Source organism: Rhizobium sp. LjRoot258 (genome assembly GCF_964254185.1).
Classification (GTDB): domain Bacteria; phylum Pseudomonadota; class Alphaproteobacteria; order Rhizobiales; family Rhizobiaceae; genus Rhizobium.
This window is the reverse complement of sequence record NZ_CAXUST020000001.1, coordinates 1,698,087-1,713,614: the sequence shown is the minus strand read 5'-3', so window position 1 is coordinate 1,713,614 and position 15,528 is coordinate 1,698,087. Positions and strand designations below refer to the sequence as shown.

Here is a 15,528-nt window from a genome sequence, read left to right as displayed (position 1 = left end):
CCTTTCAGAAATGATGTCATTCGGCAGTAGGTGATGAGGACGGGAAAAGCAACGTTTCGCGGCAAACGCGATCAGTTGTAAATGCCCACGGCTTTTCGAAAATCATTACGCTATTTTGGCTTTCGTTTGGCAAGCGAGCCGTGTAAACAGCACATCCAACGCAATAATCGGAGTGAGCGGCGCATGGATGCCCGCGAAATGAAGATCAAAGCCGCCGAGGCGGCTCTCGCTCATGTCGAATACGGCATGCGGCTTGGAATCGGAACCGGGAGCACTGCCGAAGAGTTCGTTCGCCTGCTCGCGGAGAAGGTTGCCTCCGGTTTCAAGGTGGAAGGGGTGCCAACCTCTGAACGCACGGCGAGGCTTTGCCTCGAGCTTGGCGTTGCGCTGAAGTCCCTCGATGAACTGCCCGAACTCGATCTGACGATCGATGGCGCAGACGAGGTCGATTCCGACCTGACGCTCATCAAGGGTGGCGGCGGTGCGCTGCTGCGCGAGAAGATCGTTGCTGCGGCATCTCAGCGCATGATCGTCATTGCCGACGAGAGCAAACTGGTGGCGACACTGGGCGCCTTCGCGCTGCCGATCGAGGTCAATCCGTTCGGGCTCGTCTCGACGCGCATGGCAATCGAAAAGAAGGCTTCGAAACTGGGGTTGGGCGGCAGCCTGATGCTGCGCCAAGCCGGTGGCGAAGATTTCATGACGGACGGCGGCCACTACATCATCGATGCATCTTTTGGCCGCATTCCTGATGCAGAGGCGCTTTCAAACGAGCTGAATTCCATACCCGGAGTCGTTGAACACGGGCTCTTTCTCAAAATGGCGGCGCTTGCGATCATTGCAGGTCCAGCAGGTGCACGCACGCTGCGGGCGAATAGGTAACAGGAGCATTGAAACTTATGATTAAATTTGCAGGTCTTGGCCGTTTTGCTGCTGCGACCGTTATTCTTTCGGGCGTCGCATTCGGCTCTACCGCCCTCGCTCAGGAAGCCTCTCCGGAGCAGCTGAAGGCAGCCCGCGCTGCCATCGACGCGATTGGCGCCACTGCGCAGTTCGACAACATCCTGCCTGGCTTGGCTGAACGCCTGAAGGCCGATCTCATCCAGGATTCGCCGAACTACCAGGATGCGATCACCGCTGAGGTCGACAAGCAGGCCTTGGCCCTTGCTCCGCGCCGCGCCGACCTCGAGAAGGAGGCCGCGTTGACCTATGCCAAGGCATTCTCCGTCGAGGAACTCAACGCGATCGCCGAGTTCTACAACTCGGCGGTTGGCAAAAAGCTTTTGAAGGATGGCCCGATCGCATCGCGCGAAACCGTGAAGGCCGCCGACATCTGGGCGCAGGGCATTTCTCGCGATCTGCAGAAGCAGACGAGCACCGAGCTCAGCAAGGTCATCAAGGCGCCGCCGCCGGCCGCCGATCCGGCTAACCCGGCTGCAACGGCCGCGCCGAAGGCCGCGACGCCCGCCGCAAAGCCGAAGCCGTAAACAGGTGTCAATAAAGATCAAAAGCCCGGCATCGTCCGGGCTTTTGTTTTTGCGGCGGTCGATACTATATCACTTTCACCTCACCAGCCGATTCCATCCGGAGTTTCTCATGACGTCTTACGACTACGATCTCTTTGTCATTGGCGGTGGCTCAGGGGGTGTTCGCAGCGCCCGCGTTGCAGCCTCGCTCGGTAAGAAGGTCGCGATCGCCGAGGAATACCGCTATGGCGGAACATGCGTGATCCGTGGCTGCGTGCCCAAGAAGCTCTTCGTCTACGCGGCCCAGTTCCACGAGCACTTCGAGGATGCCGCCGGCTTCGGCTGGACGGTGGGCGAGAGTTCGTTCGATTGGAAGAAGCTGATTGCCGCAAAGGACGCCGAGATTGCGCGATTGGAAGGGCTCTACAAGAAGGGGCTTGCGGGGGCGAACGCAGAAATTCTGGAAACGCGGGCCGAGCTCGTCGATGCCCATACGGTTCGACTGATCAACACCGGCCAGACGGTGACCGCCAGGACGATCGTGATCGCGACCGGTGGCCGGCCGAACCCGCACATGGCTTTGCCGGGGAATGAACTCTGCATTTCGTCCAACGAGGCCTTCCATCTGGACGAGCTCCCGAAGTCGATCGTGATTGCCGGTGGCGGTTACATCGCGGTGGAATTTGCTAATATTTTCCATGGCCTCGGCGTCGAGACGACACTGATCTACCGTGGCGCGGAGATCCTTTCTCGCTTCGATCAGGACCTTCGCCAAGGGTTGCACGAGGCGATGTCCGCCAAGGGCATTCGTATTCTCTGCCACGACATGCTGGAGAAGGTATCGAAGCAGGACGGCCGTCTTTGCGTTGAGACGCTGAACAACGGCGCGCTGACGGCCGATGTCGTGATGCTGGCGCTTGGGCGCATCCCCAATACGGAAGGCCTCGGCCTGGAAGCGGCGGGCGTGAAGACTGACTTGCGCGGAGCGGTGGTGGTCGACGAATATTCGCGCACCAGCGTCCCGAACATCTATGCGCTTGGCGATGTCACCGACAGGATACAGTTGACGCCGGTGGCGATCCACGAGGCGATGTGCTTCATCGAGACCGAGTACAAGGATAACCCGACCAAGGCGGATCACGAAACGATCGCAACGGCAGTCTTCTCGCAGCCTGAGATCGGTACCGTCGGGCTGACAGAGGAGGAGGCGGGCAAGCGCCACAAGGAACTCGAGGTCTACCGTGCCCAGTTTCGTCCTCTGAAAGCGACCCTGTCAGGGCGTGGCGAGAAGATGATCATGAAGCTGATTGTCGACGCGTCCAGTCGGAAGGTGGTCGGAGCGCATATCCTCGGCCACGATGCCGGTGAAATGGCGCAGATCCTCGGCATCACGCTGAAGGCCGGCTGCACCAAGGACGATTTCGACCGGACGATGGCTGTGCATCCCACGGCGGCGGAAGAGCTCGTCACGATGTATGCACCGAGCTACCGCATACGGGATGGCATCCGCGTCTGACGCCGATCAGCTGGTGATGCGGGGCGTACGGATAACCTTGAGGAAGAGCGCCTGCATGGCATCTGTGATGCCCTGGGTCGGCGTGACCTCGAAGTAAAGACCGGGCGAAGCGCAGCTCTGCATCTTCGTCGGGATTTCGCTCTGGAAAGGCTTGATCCAGGTGTTGTACCAGCTGTTCTTCGGCAGCGGCAGGTAGGTGGTGTAGAGCACTGCGATCTTGACGCCGCGATCCTTCAGCGGCTTGCAGAATGAGATGTCGATCGGCTCCTGGCAGCGCTCGCCGGTCTTCGGTTTCGTGCAGTTCGACTTCTTGCTGTCACCGACGCCGTCCGACACGAAGAACAGAATCTTCTGCGGCTGGGCTTCGGTGCTGCCATCGCCCGGCGTCGAAATGATCTTGTTCATCTGCGTCAGCGAGTTGTCGAAGCTCGTTTGCTGGTCGTTGTTATAGCCCTGTCGCGGAATCGACATCAGAGTGACGGCGTTCGTATAGCTTGCGACCTTGGCAAGGTCGGTGATCGGCTCGGAAATCGTTGTCAGGTTTGCGTCCTCCGCCTTCTTGCCGAAGGTGTAGACACCCATTTTGAACTGGTTGTCGGAGGCGCGCTCGGTCTTAGCCGTTTCGGTCAGTTTCTGGGTCGCCTGTCGCACAACGTCTACGCGGAGTGTGACGCCGTTGTTGCGGGCGATATTGTAATAGCTGTTCTTATCCTCGACGCCGGCTTCAGACACGACGTGGCACGCGAAAGCGCAGCTATCGGGCGTCTTGCTCTCCATTTTCGCGACGTCCGCAGGCGTGGCGCCAACACCCATCGAGGGCGTATTGTCGATCAGGATGTAGAAGTCCATGAACGAGGCCGTCTGAAACATTGCCGTTGCGGAGCCTGATATGTCGACGCTCTTGCGACCGAAGATCTGCATGAAGGTCGTCGGAATCGACGCAGTAAAGGTAACCGCGGAGTTGAGCTTGTTGGATGCGCGGCTGACCTGGACATTGACGGCGACCTGGCTTGCCGTCAGTTCGCCCTGCATCTGGCCAACGAAAATGTTTCGCGCGTCGTCCTGTCCGGCCGAGATTGGCCCGTCGCTGGTCATCTTCATTGCGGCGGCGGCTGCAGCCGACTTCTCTGAAATCGCGCCGACGGCCGCTGCGTCGGCCGCCGCGTAGAGCTGCGTGCGCAGGCTGAGCGCGTGCGCGAAGTCGACGGCCACGCCTGCGGATCCGATGAGCGGCACCATCAGGATGGCTGTCAGCATGCCGAAATTGCCAGAACGGTCAGTACAGAAACGATACAAGCTGCGCACGAAATCAATCCCACGGTTTTACCATGCCATCGGTGTTCAAGCGGGAGTCATCATGACGCGCCATCAGAATTGAGGGGGTTTCTACGGTATAAGTTTAAATTAGATACAAACTGTCTTGGTATATTGATCGTTAATCGCGCGTGTGCTGTTTGAAAACACGTCGCCGAATTCCTTTATACCGGTTCGTTGTTCGTCGATTGAATCGGTAGCGCCAAAGAGCGGGACGCCGCTATGCAAGATGGTGCTAAAGGTTTATAAGCCGCCCAACATTTTTAGGACGGAACATCCGGACTGGACCGGATGCTGGAACAGGTGAGCGAGATGGCACAGAATTGGTGAGACGTCTCCTTGCAATTGCAATGGGTTGTTTTGTCAACGTTTCTGGCAATTGGGCGTTGACAAAGGTTTTGTCAACAATTGTCAACAGCACGACTAAGTGTTTGAATTTATAGGGTGACGTTATGCAGAATTGGACTCCGAGCAGTTGGCGGCAAAAACCGATCCAGCAGGTTCCGGACTATCCGGACCAGGCGGCATTGGCAGCAACGGAAGCCCAGCTCGCATCCTATCCGCCGCTCGTTTTTGCGGGCGAAGCGCGCCGTCTCAAGAAGCACCTTGCCAATGTTGCCGAAGGTAACGGTTTCCTGCTGCAGGGTGGGGACTGTGCCGAGAGCTTCGCCGAGCATGGCGCGGACAACATCCGCGACTTCTTTCGCGCGTTCCTGCAGATGGCCGTCGTATTGACGTTCGGTGCGCAGTTGCCAGTCGTCAAGGTCGGCCGCATCGCCGGTCAATTCGCCAAGCCACGCTCCTCCGGCATCGAGACGCAGAACGGCGTTTCGCTGCCGAGCTACCGCGGCGACATCGTCAACGGCATCGAGTTCACCGAGGAAGCGCGCATTCCGAACCCGGAGCGCCAGGCGATGGCCTACCGCCAGTCTGCAGCGACGTTGAACCTGCTGCGCGCCTTTGCGATGGGTGGCTATGCCAACCTCGAGAACGTGCATCAGTGGATGCTCGGTTTCGTCAAGGATAGTCCGCAGGGCGAGCGTTACCACAAGCTTGCCGGCCGCATCAGCGAAACCATGGACTTCATGAAGGCGATCGGCATCACCTCCGAAAACAATCCGAGCCTGCGCGAGACGGATTTCTTCACGAGCCATGAAGCGCTTCTACTTGGCTATGAAGAAGCGCTGACGCGCGTCGACTCGACGTCTGGCGACTGGTACGCGACCTCCGGTCACATGATCTGGATCGGCGACCGCACCCGTCAGGCTGATCACGCGCATGTCGAATATTGCCGTGGCATCAAAAACCCGATCGGCCTCAAGTGCGGTCCGTCGCTGCAGGCGGACGACCTCCTGAACCTGATCGATATCCTGAACCCTCAGAACGAAGCGGGCCGACTGACACTGATCTGCCGCTTCGGACACGACAAGGTCGCCGATCATCTGCCGCGCCTCATCCGTGCGGTCGAACGGGAAGGCCGCAAGGTCGTTTGGTCCTGCGATCCGATGCACGGCAATACGATCACGCTCAACAGCTACAAGACCCGTCCGTTCGAGCGGATCCTGTCGGAAGTCGAAAGCTTCTTCCAGATCCATCGCGCCGAGGGCTCGCATCCGGGCGGCATCCACATCGAGATGACCGGCAAGGATGTGACAGAATGCACCGGCGGCGCCCGCGCGGTGACGGCAGAGGATCTGCACGATCGCTACCACACGCATTGCGACCCGCGTCTCAACGCCGACCAGGCCCTGGAGCTTGCCTTCCTGCTGGCCGAGCGCATGAAGGGCGGCCGCGACGAAAAGCGGATAGCCGTCAACGGCTGATCAAACAAGACGGAAGAAAAGGAGCCCGGCCCACGCCGGGCTTTTTTATTGGATTAGGACAGACTGTGGGGCGGGCGTCGGTAGTGCCTATTCGGCGGTCTCGCCGGACTTGATGCCGAGCGTCTCCAACCCAGGCCGCCGACTGTTGGGTGGTGTGCTAGCTGATCTGACTGGCGGCCCAGTGGATCGCACTGTCCAGTTCGGCGAACTTTGCGGATTGCCAGTGGAAATAGTCTTCGATGAATGTCCGGGAGAGCCACAGCGCACCGCGGTTGCGGGGGCTTTCCCAGCCAAGCAGGTTATCCGTTTCGGCGCGCTTGAACATCCGCTTCAGATTGGTGAGGGAGATGCCGAACTCATTTGCGAGTTCGCTGATACTCACGCCCATTAGCAGGACGCGCTTGTGCTCCCGCGCATCGTCGGGGAGGCGGCTGATCAGGTCGTGGAGCACGAGGCCGCCGACATCGGACCAGAGGAAGTGGCCGATACTGCTCCGTGGCTCCTTCCAGATCGGCTCCTGGATGAGGGCGCGTGCAGCACGCGGCTGCGCGAGATGAAAGAGCCGGGGCTCGTCCGCGGTTAGACTGGCACGATTGCCGTCGTCGAGTTGATCAAGGCAGGCCATATGCCCCAGGAACCACGAGGCCATGGCTTCCTCGCTGACCTCGGTCGTCTCGAGGCGACGGAGGCGCCGATCGGGCATTTCATCAGGAGCATCCCGCAGAAATTTGTAGGCGATGAGTTCGGCAAGGAATGAGGCTGCCGTATTTTTGCTGGCAAGGTCAAACTCCTTGGCGACCTGCATCATGCGACCAGCCGTGAGCCCTGAAACGGGATTGCCTCGATCGCGTCCTGTATGCATGGCGAATAGCGTCTGCGTCAGCAGCCACTTTTGGTGCGAGGCCGCGAGGCGCGCAAGACGAGGAGCGCGTTTGTGAATGCCGATAAGATGGAGCGCGATCTGACGCTCGATCGACAGAAACAAGGGGTGATGAAGGATTTCATCGCGTGTATGCGGTCGGCCAATGAACATCGTCTTCGCGTCGGATCGAATTGGTTCCAGTTGCTCCTCGTACATTTGAGACGGTGTTTCAATGCGGAACTTGGTGAGCGGGTCGTTAATTGCTCGGTATAGTTAAATTCTACGGCCCGGGATCATTTCGTCAACTTGGCAGCCGCTGGTTCAGTCGCTCGATGTCTTCGCGCAATGCTGCAATTTCGGTGAGCACCCGCATGTCTATCTTCTGATGCAGGGAGAGAACCTCGAGTTCTGCTTTGAGATTGACTTCGTAGTCTTTCGCCGCCTCGAAGCGGTCGCGCTCTGCTTGCCGGTTCTGCGACATCATGATGATGGGAGCCTGGATTGCGGCAAGCATCGAGAGCACGAGATTGAGGAAGATAAAGGGATAGGGATCGAAGGCGCGGGTGAGCAGGACGATGGTGTTTACGACGCACCAGAAAACCAGGAACAGGAAGAAGGCGACAATGAACGACCAGGAACCGCCGATGCGGGCAATCGAATCCGCCAGGCGCTCTCCAGCGGACGATTCCGCCTGCAAGGCCGCGTTAATGTCCGTCGAGATTATCTTGCGCTCATGGGCTTTTGCGAGAACGCGCTTCTCGATTTCGCCGAGTTCATCAGCAGGTTTGTCGAAGTGATGGTGGATGAGGTCCGATAGGTTATGCATGGCCGACTCCGAATGCTAGATCGCTCGGGCGCCAGTATTCCGTAATGTTTTCAAATTGCAATGCGGGCTTGTGCCGCTCTTTTACGTGCCTTGCGCATACAGCCACGCATGCTGTGGGAAGAAGCGATCGAGCGTCTGAGCCTTGCCGAACATGATGTCGTGCTGGAGGTATCGATAGTCCCGTACGAGAGGATCGAGGCTCTTCGGTTTCAAAACCCAATCGGGCGACGGCGTGTTGTCGCGCGCAATCAGCTGATAGCGATCGATGACGCTGTACTTCTTCTGCACGCGGCCGAGAAAGCCTGTGTAGTAGGGATGCTCGAAGCCGGCGAACTTCAGAAGATGGTAGGGAAGGAGCGACGGGCTGATCGTACCCACATCCTTCTTGCTGCCTTTCTTGTTGGACCAGATGACGAGCGGCGTCTCGTGCTCCTGCTTCATGACGCTGACCGATGCCTTGCGCGTGGCAACCTGGTCCGGCATGTAGCCGGTCGCCATATAGACGTTGCCGAGCGGCGGAAGGTGATCGCCCCAGAGGACGATGATCGTCTCGCGATCGCGCTTCTCGGCCCAATTCATCAGCATCTTGAGGCTGTCGTCGGCTTCCTTGATCCCCTGCGTATAGGTGGCCAGCGTTGCCCGGTCCGCATCGTTCAGGTTGCCCTTGATGTCGATGGTGTTGTGTACGTAACGGTTCGGCTCGTAGGGACCATGTCCCTGCAGGGTGACGCCAAAGAAGAAGAACGGACGATCAATACCGTCGGCCTCGTTCATGATCTCCTTCATAAGGGATGCGTCCGAAGCGAAGATACCCCTCTTTTCCATCGGCGGCAGGGTTTCTTCAGAGCGAAACTGCTCGAAACCGAAGTCCTTGTAGACTTCGTTGCGGTTCCAGAACCAGCCGCTGAATGGATGCAGAGAGCGGGCGGCATAGCCTTCGCCGCGGAAGAACGTCGCAAGCGAGGGGATGTTGCTGCGAATATACTGCTGGTAGGGAATGCTGCCATAGGGCAGGAAGGCATTCGAGAAGCCCGTCAGTGCCTCGAATTCGACATTGGCGGTCATGCCGCCAAATTCGGGTGAGAAGACATGGCCCGACTGCTCGGCCCTGATATTCGGCATGGGATCCGGCGACAGGGTGAGAGTCTTCAGCCGGGTCGGATCCCAGAAGGATTCACTCATCAGCATGATCACGTCGGGCTTTTCGCGCGGGCCGCTGAGATAGCCGTAGTTGCGGCTCGGAATAGCATCAAGCGCCTGTGTACCGAAGCCGACCGGCGCTGCCACGTCGGCCATCGGAATGTTGAAGATGAAGGCGAGGATGAAGCCGTTGCTGCGGTAGTTTTCCTTCTGATCCCACATCATCGGCACGACCTGAAGGCGATCGCGTATGTAGGAGTATTTGGAATAATCCATCAACGCGCCAAAAGCCGCGATAACAGGTAAGCCGATACAGAGTTGACGCAGTTGGGCGGTCCTCGAGAGCCGCGGAAAGCGGCGCCAAGCGAAATGCCAGAGGACGGCAATCGCGGCCGCGGAAAGAACGATGCTAACGACCATGGCAACAGCTGTCCACGGCCGGTCGCGCGCCATCACGGGAAGCAACTCCATGATCTGGCGCCCAAAAAGGATGTCGGATGGATACAGGGGGTCCGTGAGGTAATGCTGCTTCTGGCTGGAGACGATGGCGGGAACGAGCACCAGCGGCAGAACGATCAACGCCGAAATGAAATGTCTTCCCAAGGCAGCGTCCAGCGAGAGCATCAGGACCGTCAACATCACGACCGTTGTCATGCCGGGGCGTACCGGCGATGTCAGGAATTCGCGCACATCGGCCAACCCATCGCGGGCGATTATTTCGACCGCTACAGTGGCGAAGAGAGCAATCAGGGCCGAAAGGCAAACTCCGAGCGCAGCGCGTAAAGCTGGCGATTGGACGCTTCCCCTGACACCGGTGGAAAGCGACGCGAAACGCGCTGCCGCTGCGGACCTCATTACCAACGCGATCAACTAAGAAACTCCAACGTCATAAAAGCTTCATCGAACTGTCACACCTTCGTCATGAACGCTAGATGAACCGGTATGTTTCCCGCATTTGTGATCGGTGGATAAAGCGCCGCCCGGCCAACGGGCGCCGTCCGCGGATGCCCGCTTCGGTTCACTTGCTTGTGCTGAGCGGCGAGCCGTCGTAGGTCTGACGAATTCGATGTCAGGAGGATTCAGATTGAGAAGTTCCATCGAGATCTACAACATCAGAAAAGGCCAGGCGCGGGTTGTCTGGCAAACCACGCAACTGGTGGAAGCGCCGAACTTTTCGCCGGATGGAGGCTATCTTCTGCTAAACGGTGACGGGCTTCTCTACCGCCTGGCGCTTGACGGTTCAGGCAAGGTCGAGAAAGTCGATACCGGCTTTGCCACGGCCTGCAACAACGATCACGGCATCTCGCCTGACGGCCATCAGATCGTCATTTCCGACAAGACCGAGTTCGGGAAATCGACGATCTATGTGCTTCCGGCAGAAGGCGGCGCGCCGCGCCTGGTGACGCAAAATCAGCCGTCCTATTGGCACGGCTGGTCGCCCGACGGGAAGGATCTCGCCTATTGCGGCATCCGCGACGACCTATTCGACATCTACACGATTTCCGTAGACGGCGGCGAAGAGAAGCGGTTGACGCGTGGCGAGGGGCGCAACGACGGGCCAGACTATTCAGCCGACGGCCAGTGGATCTACTTCAATTCCAGCCGCACGGGCCTCATGCAGATCTGGCGCATTCATCCGGATGGGACCGGCCTCGAACAGATCACCAGCGACAACTACGGCAATTGGTTTGCTCATCCGTCGCCCAACAACGATAAGGTCCTGATCCTCTCCTACGACCCGGACGTCTTCGACCACCCGCGCGATCTCGACGTTCGTCTGCGGCTGATGGATATGGATGGCGGCAACCTGACGACGCTCTTCGGACTGTTTGGTGGGCAGGGAACGATCAACGTGCCGAATTGGTCGCCGTCGGGCGATGAGTTCGCCTATGTGCGGTACTACCCGATCTCAGCATGAGGGATTGCATCGACAGGTTTTTCGCGGCATAGACCCTCCGTCGGGTGCCCGTCTCAGGCGGGAGAATCGGGAATTCGGTGAAAAACCGAAACGTGCCCAACGCTGTAAGGCTGACGACTGCCGCAACGAGCCACTGGTCCAGTATCGGGAAGGCGCGGCAGCCGGATGACGCCAAGTCAGAAGACCGGCCCGACATCATAGACTGACCCGCGCGGACGGCGGGCGGTTGTGTTGTTGGGGATTGACGATGCGACCAGAAAATTCAAGCTCCCTTTTGGGAGCCGCAGCCTTTTCGACCGAGGAGCGTGACGCCGTATACAAGGCGATCTCGACGCGTCGTGACGTACGCTCGGAATTTCTCCCGGACCCCCTACCGGTTGACGTCATCAGCAGGCTTTTGACGGCTGCGCATCACGCGCCGTCCGTCGGGTTCATGCAGCCTTGGAATTTCATTCTGGTGCGCGATCAGCAGGTGAGGGAGGAGGTCTGGCAGGCGTTCGATTACGCCAACCGCGAGGCCGGCGAGATGTTTCAGGGAGAGCGACAGCAGCTCTACCGGTCGCTGAAGCTGGAGGGCATCCGAGCCGCACCGCTCAGCATTTGCGTCACCTGTGATCCCAATCGCTGCGGCGATGTCGTTCTCGGCCGAACGCACAACCCACGAATGGATTCCTACTCCACGGTCTGCGCCGTGCAGAATCTGTGGCTCGCAGCCCGCGCCGAAGGCGTGGGGGTCGGCTGGGTGAGCATATTTCACGAGTCCGATATCAAAAGGATTCTCGGCGTTCCGGAGCGGGTCGAGATCGTTGCCTGGCTCTGTGTCGGCTATGTCGATCAGCTGTATCAACAGCCGGAGCTGGCGGTCAAAGGGTGGCGCCAACGCCTGCCGCTCGAGGAGCTTGTCTTCATGGATCTTTGGGGCAAGTCAGCGGACTGAAACGGACTACTGTTGCTGCGGCTGGGGGCCTGGCTTTGCCGGGTTCTTGAGGTCGATCGTGCCTTGGTCGCCGGCAAGGAACTGCGGGCCGATCTGGCGCACCTTGCTGCTTGCCGGATCATAGGGCCTGTCCGGCACCTGAGGCTGCGGCGCGGCCGGTGCGACGGCTTGGCTCTCCCTCTCGGGCTTCTTGGTTTCGATCGTTGTGATCGATCCCTGTTGTGGCGGTTCGCTGATCGATTGGTTTTTTCGCATCCGTGCGTAGTAGGCGTTAAGATCGCAACTGCAGGACGACTTTTCGCCGGGCTTGCGGTTCTTGTAAGCGAAAGCATTCGGCATGGCGGTGTAAGGAGCGCCTGTCGTCGCTGAGAGCATCTGCGATGTCTCGGTGCTGGAGACGTCATGATAGAAGAGCTCGGTTTCGATGCCTGGACACATCTTCGAGCAGGTGTCGGCATCGCGGGCAAAGTCTTGGGATGTTGCGTTCGAGCTCAACGGAAAGAAGCCGCCGTCGCAGCTTCGCACGCATACAGTGTTCAGATGAGAGAGCGGCGACATGCCCGGGAGACCATAACGGCGTTGGCTGGGCTCGCCACCCAAGGGAATGAACGTGTCGTTCCGCAACGCCTGATCTTCGATGCTGGGTGGCGGCGCATATCCTTCGCCGGTTTCAGCGGGCCACTGCTCCTCGTTGCAGCCATTGTCGTCGAGCGCTGCAAGAAGCTCGTTCCTCATGCGGACATCCTCACTCTCGCCGCGCAGATCGTCGCGACGCTGCTGCAGATAACGGATGTTGTCGACCATCTTGGCTTCGGCGCGCTCGAGTTCCCCGCAGTAGCCGTCATCATCGCCGATCACGACCATGCTGCCGCTCGTGCAGCCGTTTTGGCGCAGATCGCTCCGGAGTTTGCGAAGTTCGAGGTTTTGTTCGGCTATGGCGCCGGCGTATTTGCGCACTTCGGGCGTGCTGCCGATGATCTGCGGCAGGTCGGCGAGGCGGCCGCGCAGGTCGCCACAGATCGCCGGCACCTGGGCATGGGCTGGCCCGGTCAGAGCAAGGGCGGCTGTGAGTGACAGAATCCAGCGTTTCAAGGCATCGTCCCATCGATGAGCAAAGACCAGGGTCATCAGGCGCGGCGTCCTGCCGCGCCTTCATTGCTAGCCCGTTTGTCGCGGCAAGCTGCGGTCGGAACCTTAACGCATTTTCTCGATCTGCCGCAAATCACGCTGGCTGTGAAGCTTCGACGACGGCGAGGGCGGCCATGTTGACCACGCCGCGGGAGGTCACGGAAGGCGCCAGGATGTGCGCCGGCAGTGCCGCGCCAAGCAGAATCGGCCCGACATGCAGTCCGTCGATCATCGACTTTACAACGCCCAATGTGATGTTGGCCGCATCGAGGTTCGGGAAGACCAGCAGGTTGGCTTCGTCATGCAGTGTCGTATCAGGCATGACGCGCTTGCGCAGGGCGTCGGAGATTGCGCTTTCGCCGTGCATTTCCCCGTCGACTTCCAAATCCGGCGCAGCCTCGCGCACCAGCTGAAGCGCAGCGCGCATCTTCGTCGCGCTCTCGGATTCACGCGAACCGAAGTTCGAATGGGATACAAGGGCAGCGCGCGGCGTGATGCCGAAGCGCTTGATTTCCTCTGCGGCGAGTATTGCGGACTCGGCAATCTCTTCGGCGCTCGGATTGAATGTAACGTAGGTGTCGGTGAAGAAAGTAGCACCGCGTTGAGAGATCAGCAGGCTGAGCGCCGAGAAGTCGCAAACGTCTTGCCTCTTGCCGATGATCTGGCGGACATCGCGCAGATGCTTCTCGTAGCGGCCTTCCAGGCCACAGATGAGCGCATCAGCTTCGCCGCGCTTTAGCGCCAAAGCGCCAATGACCGTCGTGTTTGTACGCACGATCGTGCGGGCCGCTTCCGGAATGACGCCACGCCGTCCGACCAGCGAGAAGTAAAGATCCACGTATTCGCGGAAGCGCGGATCGTCTTCCGGATTGATCACATCGAAATCTGCAAGCGGGCGGATGCGCAGACCGTAACGCTGCAGGCGGGTTTCGATGACCGATGGGCGGCCGATCAGAATCGGCTCGGCAATGCCTTCTTCGAGCAGGACCTGTGCTGCGCGCAGGACGCGCTCATCCTCGCCTTCGGAGAAGATAACCCGCTTGCGCTCGGCGTTCTTGGCCGCAGCAAAGATCGGTTTCATGATGAAGCCGGAACGGAAGACGAAGCGATTGAGCTGATCGAGATAGGCGTCAAAATCGTTGATCGGACGCAACGCGACACCGCTCTCGGCAGCGGCTCTCGCGACTGCCGGGGCAATGCGCAGGATCAGGCGCGGATCGAAGGGCGAGGGGATCAGATAGTTCGGACCGAAGACCGGTGTCTCGCCCGAATAAGCGCGGGCCGCGACATCAGATGGTTCCTCGCGTGCAAGGGCGGCAATGGCGCGCACGGCGGCCATCTTCATTTCTTCGTTGATCGTCACTGCGCCGCAATCCAGCGCCCCGCGGAAAATGTAGGGGAAGCAGAGAACGTTGTTCACCTGGTTCGGGAAGTCGGAGCGACCGGTGCAGATCATCGCATCGGGGCGGGCAGCGCGGGCGAGATCGGGCATGATCTCCGGCGTCGGGTTGGCGAGCGCCATGATCAGCGGGTTCGCGGCCATCTGCGCGAGCAGTTCCGGCTTCAGCACGCCGGCGGCGGAAAGGCCAAGGAAGACGTCGGCGCCACCGATGTTTTCGGCGAGCGTGCGCGTGTCGCTCTTCTGGGCATAGACGCTTTTCCACGCGTCCATCAACTCGGTGCGGCCTTTGTAGACGAGGCCTTCGATGTCATGGACCCAGATATTTTCCCGCTTGGCACCCAGCGTGACGAGGAGGTTGAGGCAAGCAAGGGCTGCCGCGCCGGCGCCTGAGGCGACGATTTTGACCTCGTCAATCTTCTTGTTCGCAAGTTCCAGGCCATTGAGGATAGCGGCAGCGACGATGATGGCGGTACCATGCTGGTCATCGTGGAAAACCGGGATCTTCATGGTCTCGCGGAGCCGACGCTCGATCTCGAAACATTCCGGCGCCTTGATATCCTCGAGATTGATGCCGCCGAAGGTCGGCTCGAGCGAGGCGACGGTGGCGACCATCTGATCGACGCTCGATGCCTCGACTTCGATGTCGAAGACGTCGATGTTTGCGAATTTCTTGAAAAGGACGGCCTTGCCTTCCATGACTGGCTTTGAGGCAAGCGGACCGATATTGCCGAGGCCGAGAACGGCCGTACCGTTGGAAATGACCGCAACCAGATTGGCGCGCGAGGTATAGTCGGCCGCCGTTTCGGGATTGTCGCGGATCGCCAGGCATGGTGCTGCAACACCCGGGGAATAGGCGAGCGCCAAGTCGCGCTGGTTGCCGAGCGGTTTGGTCGCCTGGATTTCGAGCTTGCCCGGACGGGGATAGCGGTGAAAGTAGAGCGCCTGCTCGTCGAGGCTTCCACCTGCCAAATTCTTTTCCGTCTTGGACTTTTCCTGATGATCCATCGTCGCCTCCGAGCTGCCGCATGCTGTCTTGGAGTGTTTTCAATACATCAAACGGCATGGCGGAACAGTCGGAATTTCGGTTCGAAATGCGAAAACAACGCAAATCTGCCGTGACGTCAGCGCAGGTCCACGGAAACCGGGAAAATCCACCAAGACAGCAGCATGTCATCTTCCTGAAACACGACTCTGGT

Annotated in this window: 12 protein-coding genes and 1 riboswitch; of the genes, 6 read left to right on the top strand and 6 right to left on the bottom strand. The window is 59.4% G+C overall.

Annotated features, from left to right (window positions below; translation table 11 throughout):
* Positions 1-183: 183 nt before the first annotated feature.
* The 3 genes from rpiA to gor all read left to right on the top strand — a co-directional run bounded on the left by rpiA (position 184) and on the right by gor (position 2,982).
* Complete coding sequence (gene rpiA / locus ACSQ9D_RS08575; RefSeq protein ID WP_436281872.1) at positions 184-882, top strand: ribose-5-phosphate isomerase RpiA; 699 nt, start codon at positions 184-186, stop codon at positions 880-882.
* A gap of 17 nt (positions 883-899) precedes the next feature.
* Positions 900-1,487, top strand: coding sequence for a DUF2059 domain-containing protein (locus tag ACSQ9D_RS08570; protein ID WP_436281871.1), 588 nt, complete (start codon positions 900-902; stop codon positions 1,485-1,487).
* A 109-nt stretch (positions 1,488-1,596) separates the two neighbouring features.
* Positions 1,597-2,982 carry a glutathione-disulfide reductase gene (gor, locus tag ACSQ9D_RS08565; RefSeq protein WP_436281870.1) on the top strand — a complete coding sequence of 462 codons (1,386 nt, stop codon included), beginning with the start codon at positions 1,597-1,599 and terminating at the stop codon, positions 2,980-2,982.
* Between the two features lie 6 nt (positions 2,983-2,988).
* Here the strand turns inward: gor and ACSQ9D_RS08560 are convergent, their stop codons facing one another.
* On the bottom strand, positions 2,989-4,239 hold the full coding sequence (locus tag ACSQ9D_RS08560) for a hypothetical protein (protein WP_436281869.1): 1,251 nt from the start codon (positions 4,237-4,239) through the stop codon (positions 2,989-2,991).
* 509 nt (positions 4,240-4,748) lie between these two features.
* On the opposite strand from ACSQ9D_RS08560, the gene ACSQ9D_RS08555 reads away from it, so the two are divergent.
* Entirely contained in the window at positions 4,749-6,119 is a 1,371-nt protein-coding gene (locus ACSQ9D_RS08555; protein WP_436281868.1) for a class II 3-deoxy-7-phosphoheptulonate synthase, read from the top strand.
* 157 nt (positions 6,120-6,276) lie between these two features.
* On the opposite strand, the gene ACSQ9D_RS08550 is transcribed toward ACSQ9D_RS08555, so the two are convergent.
* From ACSQ9D_RS08550 to ACSQ9D_RS08540, 3 genes are all read right to left on the bottom strand, one after another.
* Complete coding sequence (locus tag ACSQ9D_RS08550) at positions 6,277-7,152, bottom strand: hypothetical protein (protein ID WP_436281867.1); 876 nt, start codon at positions 7,150-7,152, stop codon at positions 6,277-6,279.
* A 130-nt stretch (positions 7,153-7,282) separates the two neighbouring features.
* Positions 7,283-7,807, bottom strand: a complete 525-nt coding sequence (locus ACSQ9D_RS08545; protein ID WP_037119276.1) for a DUF1003 domain-containing protein — start codon at positions 7,805-7,807, stop codon at positions 7,283-7,285.
* An 81-nt stretch (positions 7,808-7,888) separates the two neighbouring features.
* Positions 7,889-9,817 carry a sulfatase-like hydrolase/transferase gene (locus ACSQ9D_RS08540; protein ID WP_436281866.1) on the bottom strand — a complete coding sequence of 643 codons (1,929 nt, stop codon included), beginning with the start codon at positions 9,815-9,817 and terminating at the stop codon, positions 7,889-7,891.
* A 214-nt stretch (positions 9,818-10,031) separates the two neighbouring features.
* On the opposite strand from ACSQ9D_RS08540, the gene ACSQ9D_RS08535 reads away from it, so the two are divergent.
* Together ACSQ9D_RS08535 and bluB are read left to right on the top strand one after the other, a co-directional pair.
* The gene (locus ACSQ9D_RS08535; RefSeq protein ID WP_436281865.1) at positions 10,032-10,865 is read left to right on the top strand and encodes a TolB family protein; all 834 of its coding nucleotides are present in this window, start codon (positions 10,032-10,034) and stop codon (positions 10,863-10,865) included.
* Between the two features lie 25 nt (positions 10,866-10,890).
* Positions 10,891-11,072, top strand: a riboswitch (cobalamin riboswitch).
* Positions 11,073-11,112: 40 nt separating this feature from the next.
* Positions 11,113-11,802 (top strand): 5,6-dimethylbenzimidazole synthase, encoded by a 690-nt coding sequence (gene bluB, locus ACSQ9D_RS08530; protein ID WP_436281864.1) that lies wholly within the window; start codon positions 11,113-11,115, stop codon positions 11,800-11,802.
* A 6-nt stretch (positions 11,803-11,808) separates the two neighbouring features.
* Here the strand turns inward: bluB and ACSQ9D_RS08525 are convergent, their stop codons facing one another.
* Together ACSQ9D_RS08525 and ACSQ9D_RS08520 are read right to left on the bottom strand one after the other, a co-directional pair.
* Positions 11,809-12,894 (bottom strand): DUF2865 domain-containing protein, encoded by a 1,086-nt coding sequence (locus ACSQ9D_RS08525; protein WP_436283794.1) that lies wholly within the window; start codon positions 12,892-12,894, stop codon positions 11,809-11,811.
* Positions 12,895-13,024: 130 nt separating this feature from the next.
* A complete protein-coding gene (locus ACSQ9D_RS08520; protein ID WP_436281863.1) occupies positions 13,025-15,337 on the bottom strand; it encodes an NADP-dependent malic enzyme in 2,313 nt (770 codons plus the stop codon).
* Between the last annotated feature and the right edge of the window lie 191 nt (positions 15,338-15,528).

Bases quoted from the DNA above. Each gene is read 5' to 3' on its own strand.
- rpiA (WP_436281872.1), top strand. From the start codon at position 184: ATGGATGCCCGCGAAATGAAGATCAAAGCCGCCGAGGCGGCTCTCGCT.
- ACSQ9D_RS08570 (WP_436281871.1), top strand. From the start codon at position 900: ATGATTAAATTTGCAGGTCTTGGCCGTTTTGCTGCTGCGACCGTTATT.
- gor (WP_436281870.1), top strand. From the start codon at position 1,597: ATGACGTCTTACGACTACGATCTCTTTGTCATTGGCGGTGGCTCAGGG.
- ACSQ9D_RS08560 (WP_436281869.1), bottom strand. From the start codon at position 4,239: ATGCTGACAGCCATCCTGATGGTGCCGCTCATCGGATCCGCAGGCGTG.
- ACSQ9D_RS08555 (WP_436281868.1), top strand. From the start codon at position 4,749: ATGCAGAATTGGACTCCGAGCAGTTGGCGGCAAAAACCGATCCAGCAG.
- ACSQ9D_RS08550 (WP_436281867.1), bottom strand. From the start codon at position 7,152: ATGTTCATTGGCCGACCGCATACACGCGATGAAATCCTTCATCACCCC.
- ACSQ9D_RS08545 (WP_037119276.1), bottom strand. From the start codon at position 7,807: ATGCATAACCTATCGGACCTCATCCACCATCACTTCGACAAACCTGCT.
- bluB (WP_436281864.1), top strand. From the start codon at position 11,113: ATGCGACCAGAAAATTCAAGCTCCCTTTTGGGAGCCGCAGCCTTTTCG.
- ACSQ9D_RS08520 (WP_436281863.1), bottom strand. From the start codon at position 15,337: ATGGATCATCAGGAAAAGTCCAAGACGGAAAAGAATTTGGCAGGTGGA.